Here is a 21,841-nt window from a genome sequence, read left to right as displayed (position 1 = left end):
CGGACACACCCCCTCCCCCGACCGAACGGCCTATAAGTAGGATTTTGTGAGCTTTCGCACCACGGGAGAGAAGGCTCACGACGTGGGCGGGCGCACACACGTAAGCGGGCGGGCGGCACGTCAGTGCGCGCCGCCCGCCCGCCCGTTGACCAGGCCCTGTGAACCTGTCCTACGAAACCACCGCGGCGTCGGGCGAGTTGGAGACCCGCTCGGCGGTCTCCTCGTCGTCCCCGACGGCGATGCCGCGCCGCTTGGAGATGTACACGGCGACGACGATCACCAGCAGCGCGAGGACCGCGACCCCGATCCGCACGCCGAGGCTCTTGTCCTGACCGTAGGAGAACTTGATCACCGCCGGCGCGATGAGCAGCGAGACCAGGTTCATGACCTTCAGCAGCGGGTTGATCGCGGGCCCGGCGGTGTCCTTGAAGGGGTCACCGACCGTGTCGCCGATCACCGTGGCCGCGTGGGCCTCGCTGCCCTTGCCGCCGTGGTGGCCGTCCTCCACCAGCTTCTTGGCGTTGTCCCAGGCACCACCGGAGTTGGCCAGGAACACCGCCATCAACGTGCCCGCCCCGATGGCACCCGCGAGATAGGAGCCGAGCGCACCGACACCGAGGGTGAAACCGATGAAGATGGGCGCCAGCACGGCGAGCAGACCGGGCGTGGCCAGCTCCCGCAAGGCGTCCTTGGTGCAGATGTCGACGACCTTGCCGTACTCGGGCTTCTCCGTGAAGTCCATGATCCCGGGCTTCTCACGGAACTGCCGCCGCACCTCGAACACCACCGAACCCGCCGACCGCGACACCGCGTTGATGGCCAGTCCGGAGAAGAGGAAGACGACCGCCGCGCCCGCGATGAGGCCGACGAGGTTGTTGGGCTGCGAGATGTCCATCGACAGGCTCAGCGGCGAGCCCGGCCCGCTCAGCTTGGCGCCGACGTCCTGCACGTTGGTGGTGATCGCGTCGCGGTACGACCCGAACAGCGCCGACGCGGCGAGGACGGCGGTGGCGATGGCGATGCCCTTGGTGATGGCCTTGGTGGTGTTGCCGACCGCGTCCAGGTTGGTGAGCACCTGCGCGCCCGCGCCCTCGACGTCGCCGGACATCTCCGCGATGCCCTGCGCGTTGTCGGAGACGGGACCGAAGGTGTCCATGGCGACGATCACGCCGACCGTGGTGAGCAGACCGGTGCCGGCCAGTGCGACCGCGAACAGTGCCAGCATGATCGACGTACCGCCGAGCAGGAACGCGCCGTACACGCCGAGCCCGATGAGCAGAGCGGTGTAGACGGCGGACTCCAGACCCACCGAGATGCCGGACAGCACGACGGTGGCCGGGCCGGTGAGGGAGGTCTTGCCGATGTCCCGCACCGGGCGGCGGTTGGTCTCGGTGAAGTAGCCGGTCAGCTGCTGGATGACGGCGGCGAGCAGGATGCCGATGGCCACCGCCACCAGTGCGAGGATGCGCGGGTCGCCCTCCTTGCCCCTGATCGCGGCGTCGGTGACGCCGTCGAGGTCGGAGTACTTCGACGGCAGGTAGACGAAGACCGCGACCGCGACCAGCACCAGTGAGATCACCGCCGAGATGAAGAACCCTCGGTTGATCGCGGTCATACCGCTGCGGTCGGCACGCCGGGGGGCGACCGCGAAGATGCCGATCATCGCCGTGAGCACGCCGATGGCGGGCACCAGCAGCGGGAAGGCCAGTCCGGAGTCGCCGAAGGCGGCCTTGCCGAGGATCAGCGCGGCCACCAGGGTGACGGCGTACGACTCGAAGAGGTCGGCCGCCATGCCCGCGCAGTCGCCGACGTTGTCGCCCACGTTGTCGGCGATGGTCGCGGCATTGCGCGGGTCGTCCTCCGGAATGCCCTGTTCGACCTTGCCGACCAGGTCGGCGCCGACGTCGGCGGCCTTGGTGAAGATGCCGCCGCCCACGCGCATGAACATCGCGATCAGGGCGGCGCCGAGGCCGAAGCCCTCCAGCACCTTCGGCGCGTCGGCCGCGTACACCAGCACCACACAGGAGGCGCCCAGCAGGCCGAGACCCACCGTGAACATGCCGACGACGCCGCCCGTGCGAAATGCGATCTTCATCGCGGTGTGCGAAACGGTAGTGAGATCCTTTGCCGGTTCACCCGGTCCCGGAGTCGCTTCCCGGGCCGCCGCGGCGACCCGTACGTTGCTGCGCACGGCGAGCCACATGCCGATATAGCCGGTGGTCGCCGAGAAAACCGCTCCGATCAGGAAGAACACCGAGCGGCCGGCCCGCTGATTCCAGTCGTCCGCGGGCAGCAGCAAGAGCAGGAAGAAGACGACGACGGCGAATACGCCGAGCGTGCGCAACTGCCTGGCGAGATACGCCTTGGCTCCTTCCTGGACCGCCTCGGCGATCCGTTTCATGCTGTCGGTTCCCTCGCCCGCCGCCAGCACCTGGCGCACCAGGATCCACGCGACCACCAGCGCGGCCAGGGCGACCGCCGCGATGGCGGCCACGATGATCCGGTTGTCGTCGGTCAGGACCGCAGCCGCGAGGGATGTGGGGTGACCCGACTGATGTGGGGTAAAAAGCCCCGCCATTCGTCCTCCTTGACGCTTGGGCTGAGCTCAAGATGTGGACGGATTGTAGGTACCCGCGAGTGATCTAAACAGGGGACGGTAAGCGGAATCAGCCTTCTTCTGCTCTTCAGCAAATGATCGAGATAACACCAGGGAACCCGAAAGAGGTAATGCCTCAAAGGCATTGACGACCGCATTGACTCTTGATCAAATTATCGGGCTATTGATCGTGAATTCCTTCACGAATTCCGGTGCGGGACGGACAATACGACAAGGGCCCTGCTGAGCAGGGCCCTCGGGAGTGCGCACGCCGGCTCGGAGACGGCTCGGCGGGAGGCTCGGAGATGGCTCGGAGCGGCTCGGGAGCCACTCGGCGGCAGGCTCGGAGCGGGTCGGCGGGAAGCCGTGAGCGGGTCGGCGGGAAGCCGTGAGCGAGTCGGCGGGAAGCCGTGAGCGGGTCGGGACACGCGCTGGAGACTGCTCGGTCGTACGCCGGCTCGGTGGTACGCCGCGGAAAGGTCAGGGGAGGACTACGGCCGGCGGTGTGGTCGGCCAGGTCATGCGGATCAGGCCGCCGTTCTGCCCGGTGGTGACCTCCACGTCGTCGACGAGGCCGCTGATGACCGCGAGGCCCATCTCGTCCTCCTCGACCTCCGCCTCGCCGTCCTGCGCGGCGCCGGGCGTGTCGCCACCCGGGGTGGCATGCGGAGCCTCGTCGCCGACCTCGATGGAGAACTGTTTCTCGTCCTCGATCAGCGCCACCTTCACCGGTGCCGTGACCCCGCTGATCTGGTGCAGTCCGACGGCGCGGGAGCACGCCTCGCCCACGGCGAGCCGCACCTCGTCCAGGACGGCCTCGTCCACTCCGGCCCTGCGTGCCACCGCTGCCGCCACCAACCGGGCGGTCCGGACGTGCTCGGGCAGCGCGCTGAAGCGGAGTTCGACGGTGGCCATGCATCCCCCTCGCGACTACGGGCGTGCGGTCGGGGGCGGGGCCGCCGAGCGCCCGCACCCCCCGGTGTACTGCTGCGCCCCGGGCCGCCTGGACGGACCGGAGCCGGACCGCTCACCGCCCCGGCACGGGACGGGCGACGGCCCGGACGGGACCGGCCGACGTCCGGGCCCCGCGGGGCCCGGCGCCGGCGACCGGTCCGGGATCAGTCGGTGATCAGTCGGTGGCCGCCACCGCTTCCTCGACCGAGGTGTGGATCGGGAACACCTTGGTGAGGCCGGTGATGCGGAAGATCTTCAGAATGCGCTCCTGGTTGCAGACCAGGCGCAGTGAGCCCTCATGGGCTCGAACACGCTTCAGGCCGCCGACCAGCACGCCGAGCCCGGTGGAGTCGAGGAAGTCCACGCCCTCCATGTCGACGACGAGGTGGAAATTCCCGTCGTTCACCAGCTCGACCAGCTGCTCGCGCAGCTTGGGCGCGGTATATACGTCGATTTCGCCACCGACCTCGACGACCGTACGATCGCCGACGGTACGGGTCGACAGGGACAGGTCCACGGATCCTCCAGCACCTTGCTATCGAGCGGTCGCCCCTCGGGCACCTCGGCTTGCGGCCCTCGGGACGCTTCGCCAGCCGCGATGGCATTCAATCACTTACCGGCAGGCGTGCACGACGCCTTGGCTCCATTGTCCGTCACTCCAGTGACACACTCGGTGCCAATGGCCGAGAATCACCGATCCGATCAATCCCAGGCCCGCCCGGCGTCGCGCCCGTCTCCGGGCACGGTTCTGGACCGGCTCGCTTCCGGGCCGAGCCGGGCTGCGCGCATCACTCATACGGAGCACTTGCCCCCGCGCGCGGGCCGCCATGCCGTCTGGCCTGACCGGATTCGGTCCGAGGTGATCGCGGCCGTGCAGGCGTGCGGCATCGAGCACCCCTGGGCGCACCAGGCACTGGTCGCCGAGCACGCGCTGGACGGCGACTCGGTGGTCGTCGCCACCGGCACCGCCTCCGGCAAATCCCTCGCGTATCTCGTACCCGTACTGTCCACTCTCCTGGATGGTTCCGAGGCGCCGAACGGCCGAGGGGCCACCGCCCTGTACCTCGCCCCCACGAAGGCGCTCGCGGCGGACCAGTGCCGATCCGTGAAGGAACTTTCACAACCGCTCGGCACATCGGTGCGCCCGGCCGTGTACGACGGCGACACCCCGTTCGAGGAACGCGAGTGGATCCGCCAGTACGGCAACTACGTGCTCACCAACCCGGACATGCTGCACCGCGGGATACTTCCCTCCCACCCGCGCTGGTCCTCCTTCCTGAAGGCGCTCCGGTACGTCGTCATCGACGAGTGCCACACCTACCGGGGCGTCTTCGGCTCGCATGTCGCCCAGGTGCTGCGCCGACTGCGCCGTCTGTGCGCCCGCTACGGCTCCTCCCCCGTGTTCCTGCTGGCCTCCGCGACCGCCGCCGAGCCCGCGGTCGCCGCCCGCCGGCTGACCGGTCTGCCGGTCGTGGAGGTCGCCGACGACGCCTCCCCGCGCGGGGAGCTGGTCTTCGCCCTCTGGGAGCCCCCGCTCACCGAGTTGCAGGGCGAGAAGGGTGCCCCCGTACGGCGGACCGCCACCGCCGAGACCGCCGACCTGCTGACCGATCTCACCGTGCAGGGCGTGCGCTCGGTCGCCTTCGTACGCTCCCGGCGCGGCGCCGAGCTGATCTCGGTGATCGCCCAGGAGAAACTCGCCGCCGTCGACCGCTCCCTGGTCCGGCGTGTCGCGGCCTACCGCGGCGGCTACCTCCCCGAGGAGCGCCGCGCCCTGGAACGCGCCCTGCACTCCGGCGAACTCCTCGGCCTGGCCGCCACGACGGCCCTGGAGCTGGGCGTGGACGTCTCGGGCCTGGACGCGGTGGTGATCTCCGGCTACCCGGGCACGCGCGCGTCCCTGTGGCAACAGGCGGGCCGTGCGGGCCGCTCCGGCCAGGGCGCCCTCGCGGTCCTCGTGGCCCGCGACGACCCGCTGGACACCTTCCTCGTCCACCATCCCGAGGCTCTGTTCGACCAACCGGTGGAATCGACGGTCCTCGACCCCGACAATCCCTACGTCCTCGCCCCGCACCTGTGCGCCGCCGCGGCGGAGCTGCCGCTGACCGAGGAGGACCTGGACCTCTTCGGTCCCGCCTGTGCGGATGTGCTGCCGCAGCTGGAGGCCGCGAAGCTGCTCCGCCGCCGCACGAAGGCCTGGCACTGGACCCGCCGGGAACGCGCCGCCGACCTCACCGACATCCGCGGCGCCGGCGGCCGTCCGGTGCAGGTCGTCGAGTCCGGCACGGGGCGTCTGCTGGGCACGGTCGACGCGGGCGCCGCGCACTCCTCGGTCCACGAGGGCGCCGTACACCTGCACCAGGGCCGCACCTACCTGGTGCGCTCCCTGGACCTGGAGGACTCGGTGGCCCTGGTCGAGCAGGCCGACCCGCCGTACTCGACGGTCGCCCGCGACACCACCGCGATCTCCGTCCTGGAGACGGACACCGAGATCCCGTGGGGCTCCGGCCGCCTCTGCTACGGATCCGTCGAAGTCACCAACCAGGTGGTCTCCTACCTCCGCAGACGCCTCATCACCGGCGAAGTGCTGGGCGAGACGAAACTCGACCTCCCTCCTCGTACGCTGCGCACGCGCGCGGTGTGGTGGACGGTCACCGACGACCAGCTGGACGAGGCCCGGATCATCCCGGAGATCCTCGGCGGCGCCCTGCACGCCGCCGAGCACGCCTCCATCGGCATGCTGCCCCTCTTCGCGACCTGCGACCGCTGGGACATCGGCGGCGTCTCGGTCCCCCTGCACCCCGACACGCTCCTCCCGACCGTCTTCGTCTACGACGGCCATCCCGGCGGCGCTGGCTTCGCGGAGCGCGCCTTCCACACCGCCCGCGCCTGGCTCGCCGCCACCCGGGAGGCCATCGCGTCCTGCGAGTGCGAGGCCGGCTGCCCGTCCTGCATCCAGTCCCCCAAGTGCGGCAACGGCAACGACCCGCTGCACAAGAGGGGGGCGGTACGGCTGCTCACGGTGCTGTTGCGTGGGGCGCCGGAGGAGAAGCCGGGGCAGGAGCCGAACGAGGAGCGGCCAGGGCAGCAGCACGAGCCGAACGAGGAGCGGCCAGGGCAGGCGTCGGCGGAGGCATCGGCGGAGTCGGGATCGGCATCGGTCCCGACAGAGGAGCCGTAGCCGGGCGGACCCGCGGAAGGCCGGGGCAGGGGCCTGCGCGGGGGACGCGGGAGCAGGGGCCCGTGAAGGAGCCGGCTCGGGGCAGGCCGGGGCAGGGGCCCGCAGCGGAGCCGACTCGGGGCAGGGAGCAGGGGCCCGCAGCGGAACCTACGCGCGCGGAGCCTGCGGAGGGCCCGGTGACCGGCCGGCCGGAGTCCTGCCCGAGGCGTGGGGCGGCACCGGACCCGGTGGTCCCGCTCTCGCCCTGACCTCCGCCGTGAACGGCCCTCGCCCTGCGGCCGCCGTCACCTCCGAGGTGTCGCCCACGATCGCGCACCGCACCAGCCGCACGCCCTGGGCCGCCGCCAGCCGCTCGGCCCGGGCGCAGGCGGCCGTGCCGCCCTCGGCCCAGTGGTCCGCCGCCGCGAGCGCCGCCAGGTCCGCGCCGCCGGCCGCCCGGTGCCGTACGACGACGGCCTGCCCGAGAGCCAGCACGGCCCCGAACACCACGCACAGCACGGCGATCACCCCCAGACTCCAGACGGTGGCGGACCCCCGGTCGGCATCCCGCGGCCGGCCGAGGCACCCGCGCCCCCGGCGCCAGACCTTCGCACGCAGCGCTCCCCGGCCGCCCCGTCGCCCGCTGTCGGCACGTTCCCGCCCGCCGTTCAGCTCACCCCCTCGCGTCACGGCCCCGCCTCTTCCGCTCCCGCCCGCGGCCCCACGGTGTCCTCGGCGAGTGCCACGGCGTCCTCCCGTACCTCGAACGGCAAACCGCTCAGTACCGGCGGCTTGGCCACCACCGTCACCCGGACCCGGTCGCCCTCGCGCGCCAAGGTCACCCGTGCTCCCCGCGGCGCCGCTTCCCGGGCCACTGCCACCACCGTGCCGTCGGGGTCCTGCCGGGCGGCGGCCCGGGCGCCCGCGCGGGCGGCGTCCACGCACTCGATCCGGGCCGCCACCATGAGCAGCGCCCAGACCAGCGCCATCGTGAACGCCACCAGCACGGACAGCACCACGGCCGCCTCCGCGGTCACGAACCCGCGGTCCCCGCCCCGCTCACATCCGTGCACTGAGGGCCTTCTTCACGATGGCCTGCAGCTCCGCCTGGACCTGGCCGCTGGTGACGACCTGGTAGAGCAGCACCGCGAAGCCGACGGCCGCGATGATCCCCATGGCGTACTCGGACGTCACCATTCCGGCGTCCTGGCGACTCGCCTGGCGCATCCGGACCGCGACTTTCCTGATCTTTTCGAACATCTCAACCCCCGTAAGGCTTCGATCTGTTGTCTTTCTCCGTGCTCAGCTGACGTCTGTGTGCGCGTCCGCTCTCGTGTCCCTCACCTCCCTCCCACCACTCCGCCCGCCAGGCCGATCACGACGGGCAGCACCCCGACCGCGATGAAGGCGGGCAGGAAGCACAGGCCGACCGGAGCGGAGATCAGCACGGCCGCCCGATGTGCGCGGGCCGTCGCCGTACGGGCCCACTCCGCGCGTGCGTCCGAGGCGAGCCGGGTGACCGGGCCGGCGGCGGGGAGCCCGGACTCGTCGGCCCGTTCCAGCAGCCGCGCCAGGGCACCGGCGCCGGGCAGCGCGGCCAGGTTCCGCCATGCGTCCGCCGGTGCGCCGCCGAGCCGGACTTCCGCCGCGCCCCGCGCCAGCGCCTGCCCGACGGGCCCGCCCAGGGCGTCCCCCACCGCCTGGGCGGCGATCACCGGACCGGCGCCGGCCGTGATGCAGGCGGCCAGCAGGTCCGCCGCGAGGGGGAGTTGACGCGCGGCCTCGGCGGCGTCGCGCACCTGCTCCTGGCCGGTTTCGTCCTGCCGGTCCCGCCACCGCCGGAGCGCGACGCCGACCCCCAGCCCCAGCGCGGCCCCGACGACCCCGCCGACCAGCACCCAGGCACCCAGCGCCGCCCCGGCCGGTGGCAGCCACCGCCGCACGGCACCCGGGATCACCCATGGCGCTCTCCCCGCGGGCGCTTCGAGCCCCAGCAGCCCGGCCACCCGGCGTCGCGCCTGTCGCCGCCGTCGCGCCAGCTCAAGCCGCCGGACGGCCCAGCCCAGGGCCAGCACCGCGACCCCGGCCATCCCCAGCCTGTGGACGACTTCTGAGCTCATGACGCCGGCCCTTCCCACAGCTCCCGAAGCGCTTGCCTCTTCCGTGCGTCACGGAACGAACACCTCTCCCGCGCACACCGGTTCACCCGTCCTCTCTCGACCGCCTCGGACTCCGCCCCGACCACCGTCGCCCTCACACCGCCTCCGCCCTTCGCACGATCCGCACCGCCCACCACATCCCCGCCGCCTCGAACACCGCCCCGGCCGTCAGGCAGCCGAGGCCGGCCCCGCTGTGCAGCAGCACGCGCAACGGGTCCGCGCCCATGGCCGTGCCGAGGAGCAGGCCGAGGACGGGCAGCGCGGCGAGCAGCACCGCGGTGGCCCGGGCGCCCGCCAACTGGGCCCGCAGATCGGCTCGTCGGTCCCGCTCGGCGCGCAGCGCCCCGTCCAGCCGGTCCAGGCCGGCGGCGAGTCCCGCACCCTGGTCCACGGCCACCCGCCAGCACGCGGCGAGTCCGAGCAGGCCCTCGGCGCCCGGTGGCCGTGCCGCCGCGGCGAGCGCACCGGGCACGTCTCCGCCGAACCGTGCCGCCGCCACCACGGCGGCCCGGGCGTCGCCGAGTCCGCCGGAGTCCCGCGCGGCCCGCAGCAGCGCCTCCCCCGGCTGCCGCCCTGCCCGCACCTCTCCGGCGAGCGCTCCGCACAGGGCGATCACCGCGTCGGCCCGCCGCTCCCGGGCGCGCCGTTCCCGCCGGGCCAGTCGCACGCGGCGCAGCACCGGCACCCCGGCCGCCCCCGCGACGACCGGAATCACCGAGGCGCCCAGCAGGGCGGTCACCGCTCCGGCGACGAGCGCCCACCACTCGGCTCCCCACCGCCCTCGCAGCCGCCGCAGTTCCGCGAGGAGTCGCTCCGGGACGGGCGGCCCGCCGGCCACCACTCCGCCACCGGCCAGCAGGAGCCGGGCCCGCCGCATACCCTGGTGCCGCCCGCCCAGCAGCCGGACCAGCGCGCCGAGACAGGCCAGCGCGGCCACCATGGAGGTCTCACCGACCACTTCCCTCACCCCTCTCCCCCTCGTCTTCGACCTCTTCGACCTCGCCCGACGCCCCCAGCAGTTGCCGCAGCCGCGCCCACCCCCGCTCCCGCGTGAACGCCCCCGCGCCCCAGCGCAGGGCCGGTACCGTCCGCACCAGCCCGGTGGCGTCCCGCTCCAGCACATGCACCTCGGCGATCCGGCGCCGCCCGGACCGGTCCCGTACGAGGTGCACCACCACCGAGAGGGCCGCCGCCAGCTGGCTGTGCAGCGCGGCGCGATCCAGTCCGGCGGCCGTGGCCAGCGCCTCCAGCCGGGCCGGTACATCCGCCGCCGCATTGGCGTGGACCGTGCAGCAGCCGCCCTCGTGGCCGGTGTTGAGGGCCGCGAGCAGATGCACGACCTCGGGTCCGCGCACCTCGCCGACGACCAGCCGGTCCGGCCGCATCCGCAGCGCCTGCCGCACGAGGTCCTCCAACGTGACCAGGCCGGCTCCCTCCTGGTTGGCAGGCCGGGTCTCCAGCCGGACGACGTGCGGGTGGTCCGGCCGCAGCTCGGCCGAGTCCTCGGCGAGCACGATCCGTTCACCCGGCCCCACGAGCCCGAGCAGGGTGCTCAGCAACGTCGTCTTGCCGCATCCGGTCCCGCCGCTCACCAGGAAGGACAGCCGGGCCGCGAGCAGCGCCCGCAGGATCCGGTCGCCGCCGGGCGGCACGGTGCCGGCCGCGGCGAGTTCCTCGACGGTGAAGGCGCGCGGCCGTACCACCCGCAGGGCCAGGCAGGTGCAGCCGACGGCGACGGGGGGCAGCACCGCGTGCAGCCGGGTGCCGTCGGGCAGCCGGGCGTCCGCCCAGGGCCGGGCGTCGTCCAGCCGGCGTCCGGCCACGGCGGCCAGCCGCTGTGCGAGGCGTCGTACGGCCGCCGCGTCGGGGAAGGTCACCGGGGTCAGTTCCAGGCCGGCGCCGCGGTCGACCCACACCCGGTCCGGGGCGGAGACCAGGACGTCGGTGACGTCCGGGTCGGCGAGCAGCGGCTGCAGGGGGCCGGTACCGACGAGTTCGGACCGCAGGTGTTCGGCCGCGCCGAGGACCTCCGCGTCGCCGAGGACCCGGCCCTGTTCGCGCAGCGCCTGGGCCACGCGCGCGGGGGTGGGTTCGGCGCCGCTCTCGGCGAGCCGGCGGCGGACGCCGTCGAGCAGGGCCACCCCGTCGGCCCGGTCGAGTCCGGGCAGGGTCATCGGATGCCTCCCGCCTCGACCAGCGCGCGCTCCCAGAAGTTCGTGCAGAAGCGGGCGAGCGGGCCGCGTCCGCTCGCGCCGGGGGGCTTCGCGCCGCCGCGCGGGCGTGCCAGGGCCGGTTCGACGGGCACTTCGCCCGCCAGCGGCAGGCCGAGCAGCCGGGCCACCTCGTGGTCGTCGAGGCCGGGTGCGTAGGGCCCGCGGACCACGACCCGCAGGTCGCGTACGACCATGCCGACGGCGGAGGCGACGCGTCCGGCGGCGGCGACCGCCCGCAGTTCGGCCGGGACGACGAGCAGGGCGAGGTCGAGCTGGGCGAGGGCTTCGGCGACCCCGTCGTCGAGACGGCGCGGCAGGTCGACCACGACCGTGCCGCCGCGTCGGCGGGCGGCGGCCAGCACCGCGCGCACGGCGGGTGGCGGAACGGCGACGCAGTCGCCGCGGTCCCAGCTGAGCACGCGCAGGGAGTGCAGTTCGGGCAGCGACTCCTCCAGGGCGCCGCCTCCGACCCGGCCGCGGGAGGCGGCGAAGGCGGGCCAGCGCAGTCCTTCGGTGCTCTCGCCGCCGAGGAGTACGTCGAGTCCGCCGCCGAGCGGATCGGCGTCCACCAGGAGGGTGCGCAGTCCCTCGCGCGCGGAGGTGACGGCGAGCGCGCACGCGAGCGTGGACGCTCCGGCCCCGCCCCGGCCGCCGATCACCCCGATGGTGAGGGCCGGCCGGCCGATGCCCTCGGCGACGTCGGCGATGCGGTCGACCAGCCACGCCTCGCCGTCGGGAAGCATCAGGACGTGGTCGGCGCCGATCAGCACGGCTCGTTTCCACACCCCCGGGTCGTCCTGGTCGCGGCCGACGAGCACCACTGCGGGCCGACGCGCCGCTCCGGCGACCCGGCGGGCGGCATCGTCGCCGACGAGTACGAGCGGGGCCGTCGCCCAGCCGTCGCCGGCTTCCGGTACGCCGTGGTGGACCTCGGGTGTGGCGCCCGCCGCCGCGCACAGGCGCAGCAGATCGTCCAGGAGCGCGGCGTCCTCGGTGACGATGAGCGGCCGTCCGGGCCGGTCTCCGGTGCCGGGCGGCGGGTCGTGGGTGACGGTTCCGGTCACGGGTGTTCCCCCTTTCGCTGCGGGGGCCGCGCAGCCCCTGCGGCCACGCGAATCCCCAAGATGTGAAGAACCGGCGAGCGGCCTCCATATGAACGGCCGATAGGAACCGGCCATACGCGATCCGGCAATCGGAACCGGCCATGAACTCGCCGTGGCCGAAGCGCGTGGGAATCACGGTGCAGCGATCCGCGAAATGATGTGGATCTTGGTCGAAAACTGTGGACAACCGCGGTCCTGTGAATATCTCCGTCACCCATACCGGTGACCCGTGTACTGATCCGTGTGCGACTTCCACAGAGCAGCCTCTCGGTTACCCTGCGTCACCGATCATGAGCATGCTGAAGTGCGCGGCAACGAGGGCACGGCTCCTGCCGTACGGCCGCGTGAAGAACGAGAAGAACGGAGAAAAGCCGTCCGGACATGCGACGACCCCCGCCGGGGGGGAGAGCGGGGGTCGTCCCCACGGCCGACTCGGGGGGGGAGGAGTCGGGCCGGGTTAGCACGGTCGCGAACGATCCGTGACTTCCATGGTGTACCCGAGAGCCCTCTCAGGCAAACCCACACGCCCCACCTTACGCCGAATGGTGGGCGCCTATGCTCAGGGACGTGGAAAACCACTCCTTGCCCCGCGCAGCGGCCTTCTTTGACCTGGACAAGACGGTCATTGCGAAGTCGAGCACGCTCACCTTCAGCAAGTCCTTCTACCAAGGCGGCCTGATCAACCGCAGGGCCGCGCTGCGCACCGCCTATGCCCAGTTCGTCTTCCTGGCCGGCGGCCTGGACCACGACCAGATGGAGCGTATGCGCGAGTATCTCTCCGCACTGTGCCGCGGCTGGAACGTCCAGCAGGTGCGGGAGATCGTCGCCGAGACACTGCACGAGCTGATCGACCCGATCATCTACGACGAGGCCGCCTCTCTCATCGAGGAGCATCACGCGGCCGGCCGGGACGTGGTGATCGTGTCCACCTCGGGCGCGGAGGTGGTCGAGCCGATCGGCGAGCTGCTGGGCGCGGACCGGGTGGTCGCCACCCGCATGGTCGTCGGCGAGGACGGCTGCTTCACGGGCGAGGTGGAGTACTACGCCTACGGCCCGACCAAGGCCGACGCCATCAGGGAGCTGGCCGCGTCCGAGGGCTACGACCTCGACCGCTGCTACGCCTACAGCGACTCGGCGACCGATCTGCCGATGCTGCGGGCCGTCGGGCACCCGCACACGGTGAACCCGGATCGCGCGCTGCGCCGCGAGGCACTCGCGCGCGGGTGGCCGGTGCTGGAGTTCCGCCGCCCCGTACCGCTGAAGAAGCGGCTGCCCACCTTCTCCGTCCCGCCGCGCCCGGCCCTGGTCGCGGCAGCGGCCATAGGCGCGGCGGCGGCGACGGCCGGGCTCGTCTGGTACGCCAGCCGGCGGCGCAGCACCGCCTGACCGACGCCCCGTTTCACCCCGTTTGATCCTGAAAGTAAAGAAGTGCAGGCAGGGGTTCCGCTTCCTCCCGGCCCGCGGTACAAAGAACATAGGCCCGCGAGACCAAAGGACATCCGAGAGGATCCCCTGTCATTACGCACTCGGCCCCACGGACCCTGCATGAACATCGGGCACCCACGCGACGTCGACCCGTCGATTACGGGCCAGCCGCACCAGGTGACGGGCAAAGCATCCCGACCTGATGGGCAAGTATCGAGGACGCTTGGTAACCGGGTGAGCATGCCAGCGGCGGTACGAGAACTCGTACCGCCGCAACCCGTGTCGGGGCCGTTTCCGCGGGCTCCTCAGGCCGCGCCGCGCTGCAGCGCCTCGCACACCGCGGTCGACTCGCGTACGCCCAGCTCGACCGCCCGGCCGCAGTGGGCGATCCAGGCCGCCATGCCCTCGGGGGTGCCCGAGACGTACCCGTCCAGGGCGGCCAGGTAGGAGGCGCGGCCCAGCTCGGCGTGGCCGACCTCGGCGGGGCAGACCGCCTTCGGGTCCAGTCCGCTGCCGATCAGCACGATCCGCTCGGCCGCGCGCGCGACCAGGCCGTTGTGGGACACGAAGGGACGCAGCGCGAGCAGCTCGCCGTGCACGACCGCGGCCGTCACCAGCGCGGGCGCCGACGTGCCGGCGATGATCAGGTCGGCGAGCCCTTCCAGCCGGCCGGAGACCTCCTGGGCGTCCGGCAGCGGAAGCTCGACGAGCGGCTCGTCCACCTGCTCGCCGGCCTGGCGCGGCCTGCCGACCCGGTCACCGTCCTCGGCCGCGGCCACCAGGTGCAGCCGGGCCAGTACACGCAGGGGCGACTGGCGCCAGATGGACAGCAGCTGTCCCGCTTCGGCCCCGAGCCGCAGGGCGGCACCCATGACGCGGGCCTCGGCATCCACGCCGAAGTCGGTGCGCCGCCGCACCTCCTCCAGGGCCCAGTCCGCGCCGGACAGTGCCGCCGAGCCCCGGGCGCCGCGCAGGGCCGCCTCGGAGGTGATCTCGTTGCTGCGGCGCCGCATGACCCGGTGCCCGTAGACCCGGTCCACGGCTTTGCGCACGGACTCCACGGAATCGGGCACACCGGGCAGCGAGCCCAGGGCCGCGAGCGGATCGGCGGTCGCGCCTGTCGTACTCATGAGTCCGACCCTACGCACCTCGCCGCCCCACCCCACGAAGGAGTGGTCTTCTTCACGTCGCGTGACACGTACAGCTATCACGCGACTACCCTTGGTGAACATGAAAATTGCTTTCGTCGGGAAGGGCGGCAGCGGCAAGACCACGCTCTCCTCCCTCTTCATCCGCCACCTCGTCGCCACCGGCGCCCCGGTGGTCGCCATCGACGCGGACATCAACCAGCACCTCGGCCCCGCACTCGGCCTCGGCGAGGAGGAGGCGGCGGCGCTGCCCGCCATGGGCGCACGGCTGCCGCTGATCAAGGACTATCTGCGCGGCAACAACCCGCGCATCGCCTCGGCCGCGACGATGATCAAGACGACCCCGCCCGGCGAGGGCTCACGGCTGGTCCGGGTGCGGGAGCCCAACCCGGTCTACGACGCCTGCGCGCGGCCGGTGGAACTCGACGGCGGCGCCGTCCGTCTGATGGTCACCGGGCCCTTCACGGACGCCGACCTGGGGGTCGCCTGCTACCACTCCAAGACGGGAGCGGTGGAGCTGTTCCTGAACCACCTCGTCGACGGTCCCGACGAGTACGTCGTGGTCGACATGACGGCCGGTTCGGACTCCTTCGCCTCCGGCATGTTCACCCGCTTCGACATGACGTTCCTCGTCGCCGAGCCGACCCGGAAGGGGGTCTCCGTCTACCGCCAGTACAAGGAGTACGCCCGCGACTTCGGCGTCGCCCTGAAGGTCGTCGGCAACAAGATCCAGGAGCCGGACGACATCGACTTCCTCCGCGCGGAGGTCGGTGACGACCTGCTCGTGACGGTCGGGCGCTCGGACTGGGTGCGTGCCATGGAGAAGGGCCGTCCGCCCCGGTTCGATCACCTGGAAGAGGCCAACGCGCAGGCCCTGGCCACGCTTCGGGCCACCGTCGACGCCACCCACGAGCAGCGGGACTGGGAGCGCTACACCCGCCAGATGGTGCACTTCCATCTGAAGAACGCCGAGTCCTGGGGCAACGAGCGCACCGGGGCCGACCTGGCTGCGCAGGTCGACCCCCATTTCGTGCTCGGCGAGGGCGTGGCGGCGCCTGCCTGACGCCTACTGCCTGACCGCCGGCGCCCCGGGCACGCCCTTGGGCGCCGGGGCCGGACGGCCGGACAGGAAGGACGCCCAGCCCTGCCGGGGCGCCTCACCCACCTCCAGGGTGCGCAGCTTCGCCAGGGTCTTCGGGTCCTGGGCGTCCAGCCAGTCGGCCAGCTGGTGGAAGGACACGCAGCGCACGTCGGGCTTGTTGCACACCTCCTTCACCACGGCCTCGACGGCGCGCATGTAGGTGCCGCCGTTCCAGGACTCGAAGTGGTTGCCGATGATCAGAGGCGCGCGATTGCCGTCGTAGGCGCGGTAAAAGCCCTTGAGGAGGCCGTCGCGCATCTGGTCGCCCCAGTAGTCGAACTTGTCGGGGTCGCCCTGGGTCTCGGTGCCGGACTGGTTGACCATGAAGTTGTAGTCCATGGTCAGCTGCTCATAGGTGTGCCCCGGGAAGGGCACCAGTTGCATGGACAGGTCCCACAGACCCTCCTTCTTCTTGGGCCACACCTGGTCGTTGACTCCGCTGGAGTCGTAGCGGAAGCCCAGTTGGCGGGCGGCCTTCATGAAGTTCTTCTGCCCCTCCAGACAGGGGGTGCGGGCTCCGATCAGCTCCTTGTCGTAGTCGAAGGGCAGCGGGTCCGTCCGGTGCAGGCCGGCGTTGCTCTTCCAGGACTTCACGAACTTCTTGGCCTGGGCGATCTCGCTCTTCCACTCGTCCACCGACCAGGTCCCGACCCCGCCGTCGGGACCGCAGAAGTGGCCGTTGAAGTGGGTGCCGATCTCGTTCCCCTCCAGCCAGGCCAGCCGTACCTGCTCCAGGGTGTCGGTGATGCCCTGCTCGTCGTTGAAGCCGATGTCCGAGCTGCCCTGCGCATGCTGCGGCGGCTCGTAGAGGTCACGCTTCTCCTCCGGCAGCATGTACACGCCGCTGAGGAAGTACGTCATGGTCGCGTTGTTCTCCTTCGCGACCTTGCGGAAGCGCGAGAACAGCTTCTGGCTGTCCTCGCCCGCGCCGTCCCAGGAGAACACCACGAACTGAGGGGGCTTCTGACCGGGGCTCAACCGCTCGGGCCTGGGCAGATGCGGCTGGGATCCGGTGTACGCGGTGGATCCGTCACCGATGAGCCGGAGCATGCTGTTCGGCGCCGGCGCCCCCTGCTCCGGACCGGACGCGCCTTCCTTCTTGCCGTTGGAGTCGGTCGCGCAACCGGCGAGCGACGCCGCACATGCCGCGGCGACCATCGCGCCGGCGGCGAACCTCTGGGTGGCGGCCATGTTCCGCCCACCTTCTTCCTTCTCTCAGGCAAACGCTGACGAGGGCCGTTTCTCGTGATGTGCCGGGTTTGTCCCGACAGCGCGGCCAAGGTCTCACGGGACCGAGAAGGAATTAGTACGACAAGCCGATCAAATGATTACTTCACTCCTGCGGGCGATCTTCTGCCCCGTTTGCCCCGGAAATCTATGCTTTGCCTTTACGTCGCATTACGTTTCTTTTACTGAGAGTTGGTCCATCCCGCCGCTGCACGCCGTGACTCACGGCCGCGACCCAACCCGCCATCACCGCGGGTCCCACCCAGTCCGCGACCGCGCCGCCCCGGAGGAGACGGGAACATGTCAGCCTGCGCACCCCCGCACACCCAGCACCCACCGCACGGCCCCGCACCCGCGCGCCGCCGCTTCCCCGTCGACAGCGCCGATCTGTCCGCGGCCGTCGCGGTCTTCCTGATCGCCCTGCCGCTCTCCCTCGGCATCGCGCTGGCCACCGGCGCCCCGCTCCAGGCCGGCCTCGTGGCCGCCGCCGTGGGCGGAATCGTCGCCGGCCGGCTGGCCGGCTGCCCCCTCCAGGTCAGCGGGCCCGCCGCCGGACTCACCGTGGTCACGGCGGACCTGATCCACCGTTACGGCTGGCGGACCACCTGCGGCATCACCGTCCTGGCCGGCCTCGCCCAGCTCGGCCTCGGCTGTCTGCGGGTGGCGCGCGGCGCGCTCGCGGTCAGCCCGGCCGTGGTGCACGGCATGCTCGCCGGCATCGGCATCACCATCGCCGTCGCCCAGCTGCACATCGTCCTCGGCGGCAGCCCGGACAGTTCCGTCCTCGCCAATCTGCGGGACCTGCCCGCCCAGTTGGCCGACCTGCACCCGGCGGCCGTGTCGATGAGCGTGCTGACCCTGGCCCTGCTGCTGGCCTGGCCGCGGCTGCCCGGCCGCGCCGGACGGCTGCTGCGCCGGGTGCCGGCCGCCCTCGTCGCCGTCACCGGCGCCGCCGCGACCGCGGCCGTCGCCGGCCTGAGCCTGCCCCGGGTGGAACTGCCGTCCTGGCACAGCCACGCCCTGGCCGGGCTGCCCGACGGCCCGGCGCTCGGCATCGCGGCGGCGGTACTCACCACCACCCTGGTGTGCAGCGTGCAGTCCCTGCTCGGCGCGGTGGCCGTGGACAAGCTGGTCGCCGCCCGCCCCGGCCCGCAGTCCCGCGTCGGCCGCTCCGACCTGGACCGGGAACTGCTGGGCCAGGGTGCCGCCAACATCGTCTCGGGGGCGCTGGGCGGGCTGCCGATCGCGGGTGTCGCGGTGCGCAGCACGGCGAATGTGCACGCGGGTGCGGTCAGCCGGAACTCCACGATGCTGCACGGCGTTCTCGTAGTGGTCGCCGCGCTGCTGATGGTCCCGATCCTGGAGGAGATCCCGCTCGCCTCCCTCGCCGCCCTGGTGATGGCCGTCGGCATCCAGATGGTGTCCCTGCACCACATCCGCACGGTGACCCGCCACCGCGAAGTGCCGGTCTACGCCATGACCACACTCGGCGTGGTGTTCCTCGGCGTCCTGCAGGGCGTGTTCCTCGGGATCGCCGTGGCGGTCGCCCTCGCCCTGCACCGCCTCGCCCACACCCGCATCACGCACGAGGAGAAGAAGGGAGTCCACCACGTACGCGTCCGGGGCCAGCTGACGTTCCTCGCGGTGCCCCGGCTCAGCAGAGCCCTGCATCTCGTGCCCCAAGGCGCGCACGCCGTCGTGGAGTTGAACGGATCGTTCATGGACCACGCGGCGTACGAGTCGCTGCAGGACTGGCGCAGCAGCCACATCGCGCGGGGCGGAACGGCCGAGCTGGCGGGCCGGCGCGGCGGAATCCGGACCGCCGAGCGGGCCCCGGCCGCCGAGTGCCGGTGCCGCCCCTGGACCCCCTGGCGCAATCACCAGACCTGCTTCGCCTTCGCCGGGCCCCCCGCCATCCCGGCCGCCCCGGCGGGGCAGGAGGCCGGCCGGGAACTGGCCCGTGGCATCAGCTCGTTCCAGCGGAACACCGCGCCGCTGGTGCGGGACGAGCTGGCGCGGCTCGCCCGGGAGGGCCAGCGGCCCGCGCAGCTCTTCCTCACCTGCGCCGACTCCCGGCTCGTCACGTCGATGATCACTTCCAGTGGTCCCGGCGACCTGTTCGTCGTCCGCAATGTCGGCAACCTGGTGCCGCCACCGGGCGAGGAGCACGGCGACGACTCGGTGGCCGCCGCCATCGAGTACGCGGTGGACGTGCTCGGGGTGCGCTCCCTCACGGTGTGCGGGCACTCCGGGTGCGGGGCGATGCAGGCGCTGCTGACCCCCGGGGCCGGCCGGGGGGACACGCCGCTGCAGCGGTGGCTGCGGCACGGGCTGCCCAGTCTGGCGCGGATGGCCGGCGACCACCGCGACCGGCCCCGGCTGGCCGGGCGGACCCCCGCGGACGCGGCGGAGCTGCTGTGCCTGACCAACGTGGTCCAGCAGCTGGCGCACCTGCGGGCGCACGGACCGGTCGCCCGGGCGCTGGCCCGGGGGGAACTGGAACTGCACGGCATGTACTTCCACGTGGGCGAGGCCCAGGCGTATCTGCTCGCGGGGGCGGAAAGAGGAACCGTGTTCGAGGACGCCACGGAAGGTCTCGGGGTCGGTGAAGAGGGAGGTGAGCGGGGACACGGGCACCCGCGGCCGACGACCTTCAGACAGGTCTAAACCAATTTTCCTGCCGACCCTTGTCATCGGGCCCCCGCGTCTGATGAGCTGTGGCCTGGGACACAACGGACACCCTTGGAATGGGAGATGTCGTGAGCAACGAGAGCCTGGCCAACCTGCTCAAGGAAGAGCGCAGGTTCGCGCCGCCCGCCGACCTGGCCGCGCACGCCAATGTCACCGCGGAGGCGTACGAACAGGCCAAGGCTGACAGGCTCGGCTTCTGGGCCGAGCAGGCCCGCCGGCTGACCTGGGCCAAGGAACCGACCGAGACGCTGGACTGGTCGAACCCGCCGTTCGCGAAGTGGTTCAAGGACGGCGAGCTGAACGTCGCGTACAACTGCGTGGACCGGCACGTGGAGGCCGGGCACGGGGACCGTGTCGCCATCCACTTCGAGGGCGAGCCCGGCGACAGCCGCGCGATCACCTATGCGGAGCTGAAGGACGAGGTCTCCCGGGCCGCCAACGCCCTGCTGGAGCTGGGCGTGCGGAAGGGCGACCGGGTCGCCATCTACATGCCGATGATCCCGGAGACCGCGATCGCGATGCTGGCCTCGGCCCGGATCGGCGCGGCGCACTCGGTCGTCTTCGGCGGCTTCTCCGCCGACGCGCTCGCGACCCGTATCCAGGACGCGGACGCCAAGGTCGTCATCACCGCCGACGGCGGCTACCGGCGCGGCAAGCCGTCCGCGCTCAAGCCGGCCGTGGACGAGGCGATCGGCAAGGTGGACAACGTCGAGCACGTCCTCGTGGTCCGCCGCACCGGGCAGGACGTGGCCTGGACCGAGGGCCGGGACGTGTGGTGGGACGACATCGTCGCCCGCCAGTCGGCCGAGCACACCCCGGAGGCGTTCGAGGCCGAGCACCCCCTGTTCATCCTCTACACCTCCGGCACGACGGGGAAGCCGAAGGGCATCCTGCACACCTCCGGCGGCTACCTCACCCAGGCGGCCTACACCCACTGGGCGGTCTTCGACCTCAAGCCGGAGACGGACGTCTACTGGTGCACGGCCGACGTCGGCTGGGTGACCGGGCACTCGTACATCGTCTACGGCCCGCTGGCCAACGGCGGTACGCAGGTGATGTACGAGGGCACGCCGGACACCCCGCACCAGGGCCGGTTCTGGGAGATCGTGCAGAAGTACAAGGTCTCGATCCTCTACACCGCCCCGACCGCGATCCGGACGTTCATGAAGTGGGGCGACGACATCCCCGCCAAGTTCGACCTGTCCAGCCTGCGGGTCCTGGGCTCGGTGGGTGAGCCCATCAACCCCGAGGCCTGGGTCTGGTACCGCAAGCACATCGGCGCCGACACCACGCCGGTGGTGGACACCTGGTGGCAGACCGAGACCGGCGCCATGATGATCACGCCGCTGCCCGGCGTCACCGAGGCCAAGCCCGGCTCCGCGCAGCGCCCGCTGCCCGGCATCAGCGCCACCGTCGTCGACGACGAGGCGAACGAGGTGCCCAACGGCGGCGGCGGCTACCTGGTGCTGACCGAGCCGTGGCCGTCGATGCTGCGCACCATCTGGGGCGACGACCAGCGGTTCATCGACACCTACTGGTCCCGCTTCGAGGGCAAGTACTTCGCCGGGGACGGCGCGAAGAAGGACGACGACGGCGACATCTGGCTGCTCGGGCGCGTGGACGACGTCATGCTCGTCTCCGGGCACAACATCTCCACCACCGAGGTCGAATCCGCGCTCGTCTCGCACCCGTCGGTCGCCGAGGCCGCCGTCGTCGGCGCCGCGGACGAGACCACCGGTCAGGCGATCGTCGCGTTCGTCATCCTGCGCGGCACGGCCTCGGAGGACGAGGCGCTCGTCGGCGAGCTGCGCAACCATGTCGGCGCCACGCTCGGCCCGATCGCCAAGCCCAAGCGGATCCTGCCGGTGGCGGAGCTGCCCAAGACCCGCTCCGGCAAGATCATGCGCCGGCTGCTGCGCGACGTCGCCGAGAACCGCCAGCTCGGCGACGTCACCACGCTCACCGACTCCACCGTCATGGACCTCATCCAGACCAAGCTGCCCGCGGCGCCCAGCGAGGACTGA

At 72.1% G+C, this 21,841-nt stretch carries 17 protein-coding genes; 5 read left to right on the top strand and 12 right to left on the bottom strand.

Annotation, left to right across the window (positions count from 1 at the left end; genetic code table 11):
* Positions 1-169: 169 nt before the first annotated feature.
* From ACZ7KF_RS23355 to bldG, 3 genes are all read right to left on the bottom strand, one after another.
* On the bottom strand, positions 170-2,578 hold the full coding sequence (locus tag ACZ7KF_RS23355) for a sodium-translocating pyrophosphatase (RefSeq protein ID WP_471078205.1): 2,409 nt from the start codon (positions 2,576-2,578) through the stop codon (positions 170-172).
* A 498-nt stretch (positions 2,579-3,076) separates the two neighbouring features.
* Positions 3,077-3,511: an ATP-binding protein gene (locus tag ACZ7KF_RS23350; protein WP_471078202.1), complete on the bottom strand. Its 435-nt coding sequence runs from the start codon at positions 3,509-3,511 to the stop codon at positions 3,077-3,079.
* Between the two features lie 214 nt (positions 3,512-3,725).
* Positions 3,726-4,067: an anti-sigma factor antagonist BldG gene (bldG, locus tag ACZ7KF_RS23345; RefSeq protein ID WP_010986038.1), complete on the bottom strand. Its 342-nt coding sequence runs from the start codon at positions 4,065-4,067 to the stop codon at positions 3,726-3,728.
* A gap of 81 nt (positions 4,068-4,148) precedes the next feature.
* On the opposite strand from bldG, the gene ACZ7KF_RS23340 reads away from it, so the two are divergent.
* The gene (locus ACZ7KF_RS23340) at positions 4,149-6,731 is read left to right on the top strand and encodes a DEAD/DEAH box helicase (RefSeq protein ID WP_471078199.1); all 2,583 of its coding nucleotides are present in this window, start codon (positions 4,149-4,151) and stop codon (positions 6,729-6,731) included.
* A gap of 147 nt (positions 6,732-6,878) precedes the next feature.
* Here ACZ7KF_RS23340 and ACZ7KF_RS23335 read toward each other — a convergent pair whose 3' ends face one another.
* The 7 genes from ACZ7KF_RS23335 to ssd form a co-directional block, all read right to left on the bottom strand.
* Positions 6,879-7,328: an Rv3654c family TadE-like protein gene (locus ACZ7KF_RS23335; protein ID WP_471078470.1), complete on the bottom strand. Its 450-nt coding sequence runs from the start codon at positions 7,326-7,328 to the stop codon at positions 6,879-6,881.
* Between the two features lie 68 nt (positions 7,329-7,396).
* Complete coding sequence (locus ACZ7KF_RS23330; RefSeq protein ID WP_471078196.1) at positions 7,397-7,747, bottom strand: TadE family type IV pilus minor pilin; 351 nt, start codon at positions 7,745-7,747, stop codon at positions 7,397-7,399.
* A gap of 22 nt (positions 7,748-7,769) precedes the next feature.
* Positions 7,770-7,970: a DUF4244 domain-containing protein gene (locus ACZ7KF_RS23325; RefSeq protein WP_471078193.1), complete on the bottom strand. Its 201-nt coding sequence runs from the start codon at positions 7,968-7,970 to the stop codon at positions 7,770-7,772.
* Between the two features lie 80 nt (positions 7,971-8,050).
* On the bottom strand, positions 8,051-8,830 hold the full coding sequence (locus ACZ7KF_RS23320; protein WP_471078190.1) for a type II secretion system F family protein: 780 nt from the start codon (positions 8,828-8,830) through the stop codon (positions 8,051-8,053).
* A 133-nt stretch (positions 8,831-8,963) separates the two neighbouring features.
* Entirely contained in the window at positions 8,964-9,809 is an 846-nt protein-coding gene (locus ACZ7KF_RS23315; protein WP_471078467.1) for a type II secretion system F family protein, read from the bottom strand.
* Between the two features lie 7 nt (positions 9,810-9,816).
* On the bottom strand, positions 9,817-11,043 hold the full coding sequence (locus ACZ7KF_RS23310; protein ID WP_471078187.1) for a TadA family conjugal transfer-associated ATPase: 1,227 nt from the start codon (positions 11,041-11,043) through the stop codon (positions 9,817-9,819).
* Complete coding sequence (gene ssd / locus ACZ7KF_RS23305) at positions 11,040-12,146, bottom strand: septum site-determining protein Ssd (RefSeq protein ID WP_471078184.1); 1,107 nt, start codon at positions 12,144-12,146, stop codon at positions 11,040-11,042. Before ssd ends, ACZ7KF_RS23310 begins: the two co-directional genes overlap by 4 nt.
* Before the next feature lie 594 nt (positions 12,147-12,740).
* Here ssd and ACZ7KF_RS23300 point away from each other — a divergent pair.
* Positions 12,741-13,571, top strand: a complete 831-nt coding sequence (locus ACZ7KF_RS23300; protein ID WP_471078181.1) for an HAD family hydrolase — start codon at positions 12,741-12,743, stop codon at positions 13,569-13,571.
* A 344-nt stretch (positions 13,572-13,915) separates the two neighbouring features.
* Here ACZ7KF_RS23300 and ACZ7KF_RS23295 read toward each other — a convergent pair whose 3' ends face one another.
* Positions 13,916-14,740, bottom strand: a complete 825-nt coding sequence (locus tag ACZ7KF_RS23295; RefSeq protein WP_471078178.1) for a Fic family protein — start codon at positions 14,738-14,740, stop codon at positions 13,916-13,918.
* A gap of 100 nt (positions 14,741-14,840) precedes the next feature.
* Here ACZ7KF_RS23295 and ACZ7KF_RS23290 point away from each other — a divergent pair, with 100 nt between their 5' ends.
* Positions 14,841-15,821, top strand: a complete 981-nt coding sequence (locus ACZ7KF_RS23290; RefSeq protein WP_471078175.1) for an ATP-binding protein — start codon at positions 14,841-14,843, stop codon at positions 15,819-15,821.
* Between the two features lie 3 nt (positions 15,822-15,824).
* On the opposite strand, the gene ACZ7KF_RS23285 is transcribed toward ACZ7KF_RS23290, so the two are convergent.
* Positions 15,825-17,090 (bottom strand): polysaccharide deacetylase family protein, encoded by a 1,266-nt coding sequence (locus tag ACZ7KF_RS23285; RefSeq protein ID WP_471078173.1) that lies wholly within the window; start codon positions 17,088-17,090, stop codon positions 15,825-15,827.
* A 336-nt stretch (positions 17,091-17,426) separates the two neighbouring features.
* Here ACZ7KF_RS23285 and ACZ7KF_RS23280 point away from each other — a divergent pair, with 336 nt between their 5' ends.
* A complete protein-coding gene (locus ACZ7KF_RS23280; RefSeq protein ID WP_471078170.1) occupies positions 17,427-19,793 on the top strand; it encodes a SulP family inorganic anion transporter in 2,367 nt (788 codons plus the stop codon).
* Positions 19,794-19,885: 92 nt separating this feature from the next.
* Positions 19,886-21,841: an acetate--CoA ligase gene (gene acs, locus ACZ7KF_RS23275; protein ID WP_471078167.1), complete on the top strand. Its 1,956-nt coding sequence runs from the start codon at positions 19,886-19,888 to the stop codon at positions 21,839-21,841.

The organism is Streptomyces sp. NPDC038200, assembly GCF_055600785.1.
This window is presented reverse-complemented; position numbering and strand designations above follow the sequence as displayed.

Bases quoted from the DNA above. Each gene is read 5' to 3' on its own strand.
- ACZ7KF_RS23300 (WP_471078181.1), top strand. From the start codon at position 12,741: ATGCTCAGGGACGTGGAAAACCACTCCTTGCCCCGCGCAGCGGCCTTC.
- ACZ7KF_RS23280 (WP_471078170.1), top strand. From the start codon at position 17,427: ATGTCAGCCTGCGCACCCCCGCACACCCAGCACCCACCGCACGGCCCC.
- ACZ7KF_RS23290 (WP_471078175.1), top strand. From the start codon at position 14,841: ATGAAAATTGCTTTCGTCGGGAAGGGCGGCAGCGGCAAGACCACGCTC.
- ACZ7KF_RS23285 (WP_471078173.1), bottom strand. From the start codon at position 17,090: ATGGCCGCCACCCAGAGGTTCGCCGCCGGCGCGATGGTCGCCGCGGCA.
- ACZ7KF_RS23350 (WP_471078202.1), bottom strand. From the start codon at position 3,511: ATGGCCACCGTCGAACTCCGCTTCAGCGCGCTGCCCGAGCACGTCCGG.
- ACZ7KF_RS23295 (WP_471078178.1), bottom strand. From the start codon at position 14,740: ATGAGTACGACAGGCGCGACCGCCGATCCGCTCGCGGCCCTGGGCTCG.
- ACZ7KF_RS23320 (WP_471078190.1), bottom strand. From the start codon at position 8,830: ATGAGCTCAGAAGTCGTCCACAGGCTGGGGATGGCCGGGGTCGCGGTG.
- ACZ7KF_RS23340 (WP_471078199.1), top strand. From the start codon at position 4,149: ATGGCATTCAATCACTTACCGGCAGGCGTGCACGACGCCTTGGCTCCA.
- ACZ7KF_RS23325 (WP_471078193.1), bottom strand. From the start codon at position 7,970: ATGTTCGAAAAGATCAGGAAAGTCGCGGTCCGGATGCGCCAGGCGAGT.
- ACZ7KF_RS23355 (WP_471078205.1), bottom strand. From the start codon at position 2,578: ATGGCGGGGCTTTTTACCCCACATCAGTCGGGTCACCCCACATCCCTC.
- ACZ7KF_RS23310 (WP_471078187.1), bottom strand. From the start codon at position 11,043: ATGACCCTGCCCGGACTCGACCGGGCCGACGGGGTGGCCCTGCTCGAC.
- ACZ7KF_RS23315 (WP_471078467.1), bottom strand. From the start codon at position 9,809: ATGGTGGCCGCGCTGGCCTGTCTCGGCGCGCTGGTCCGGCTGCTGGGC.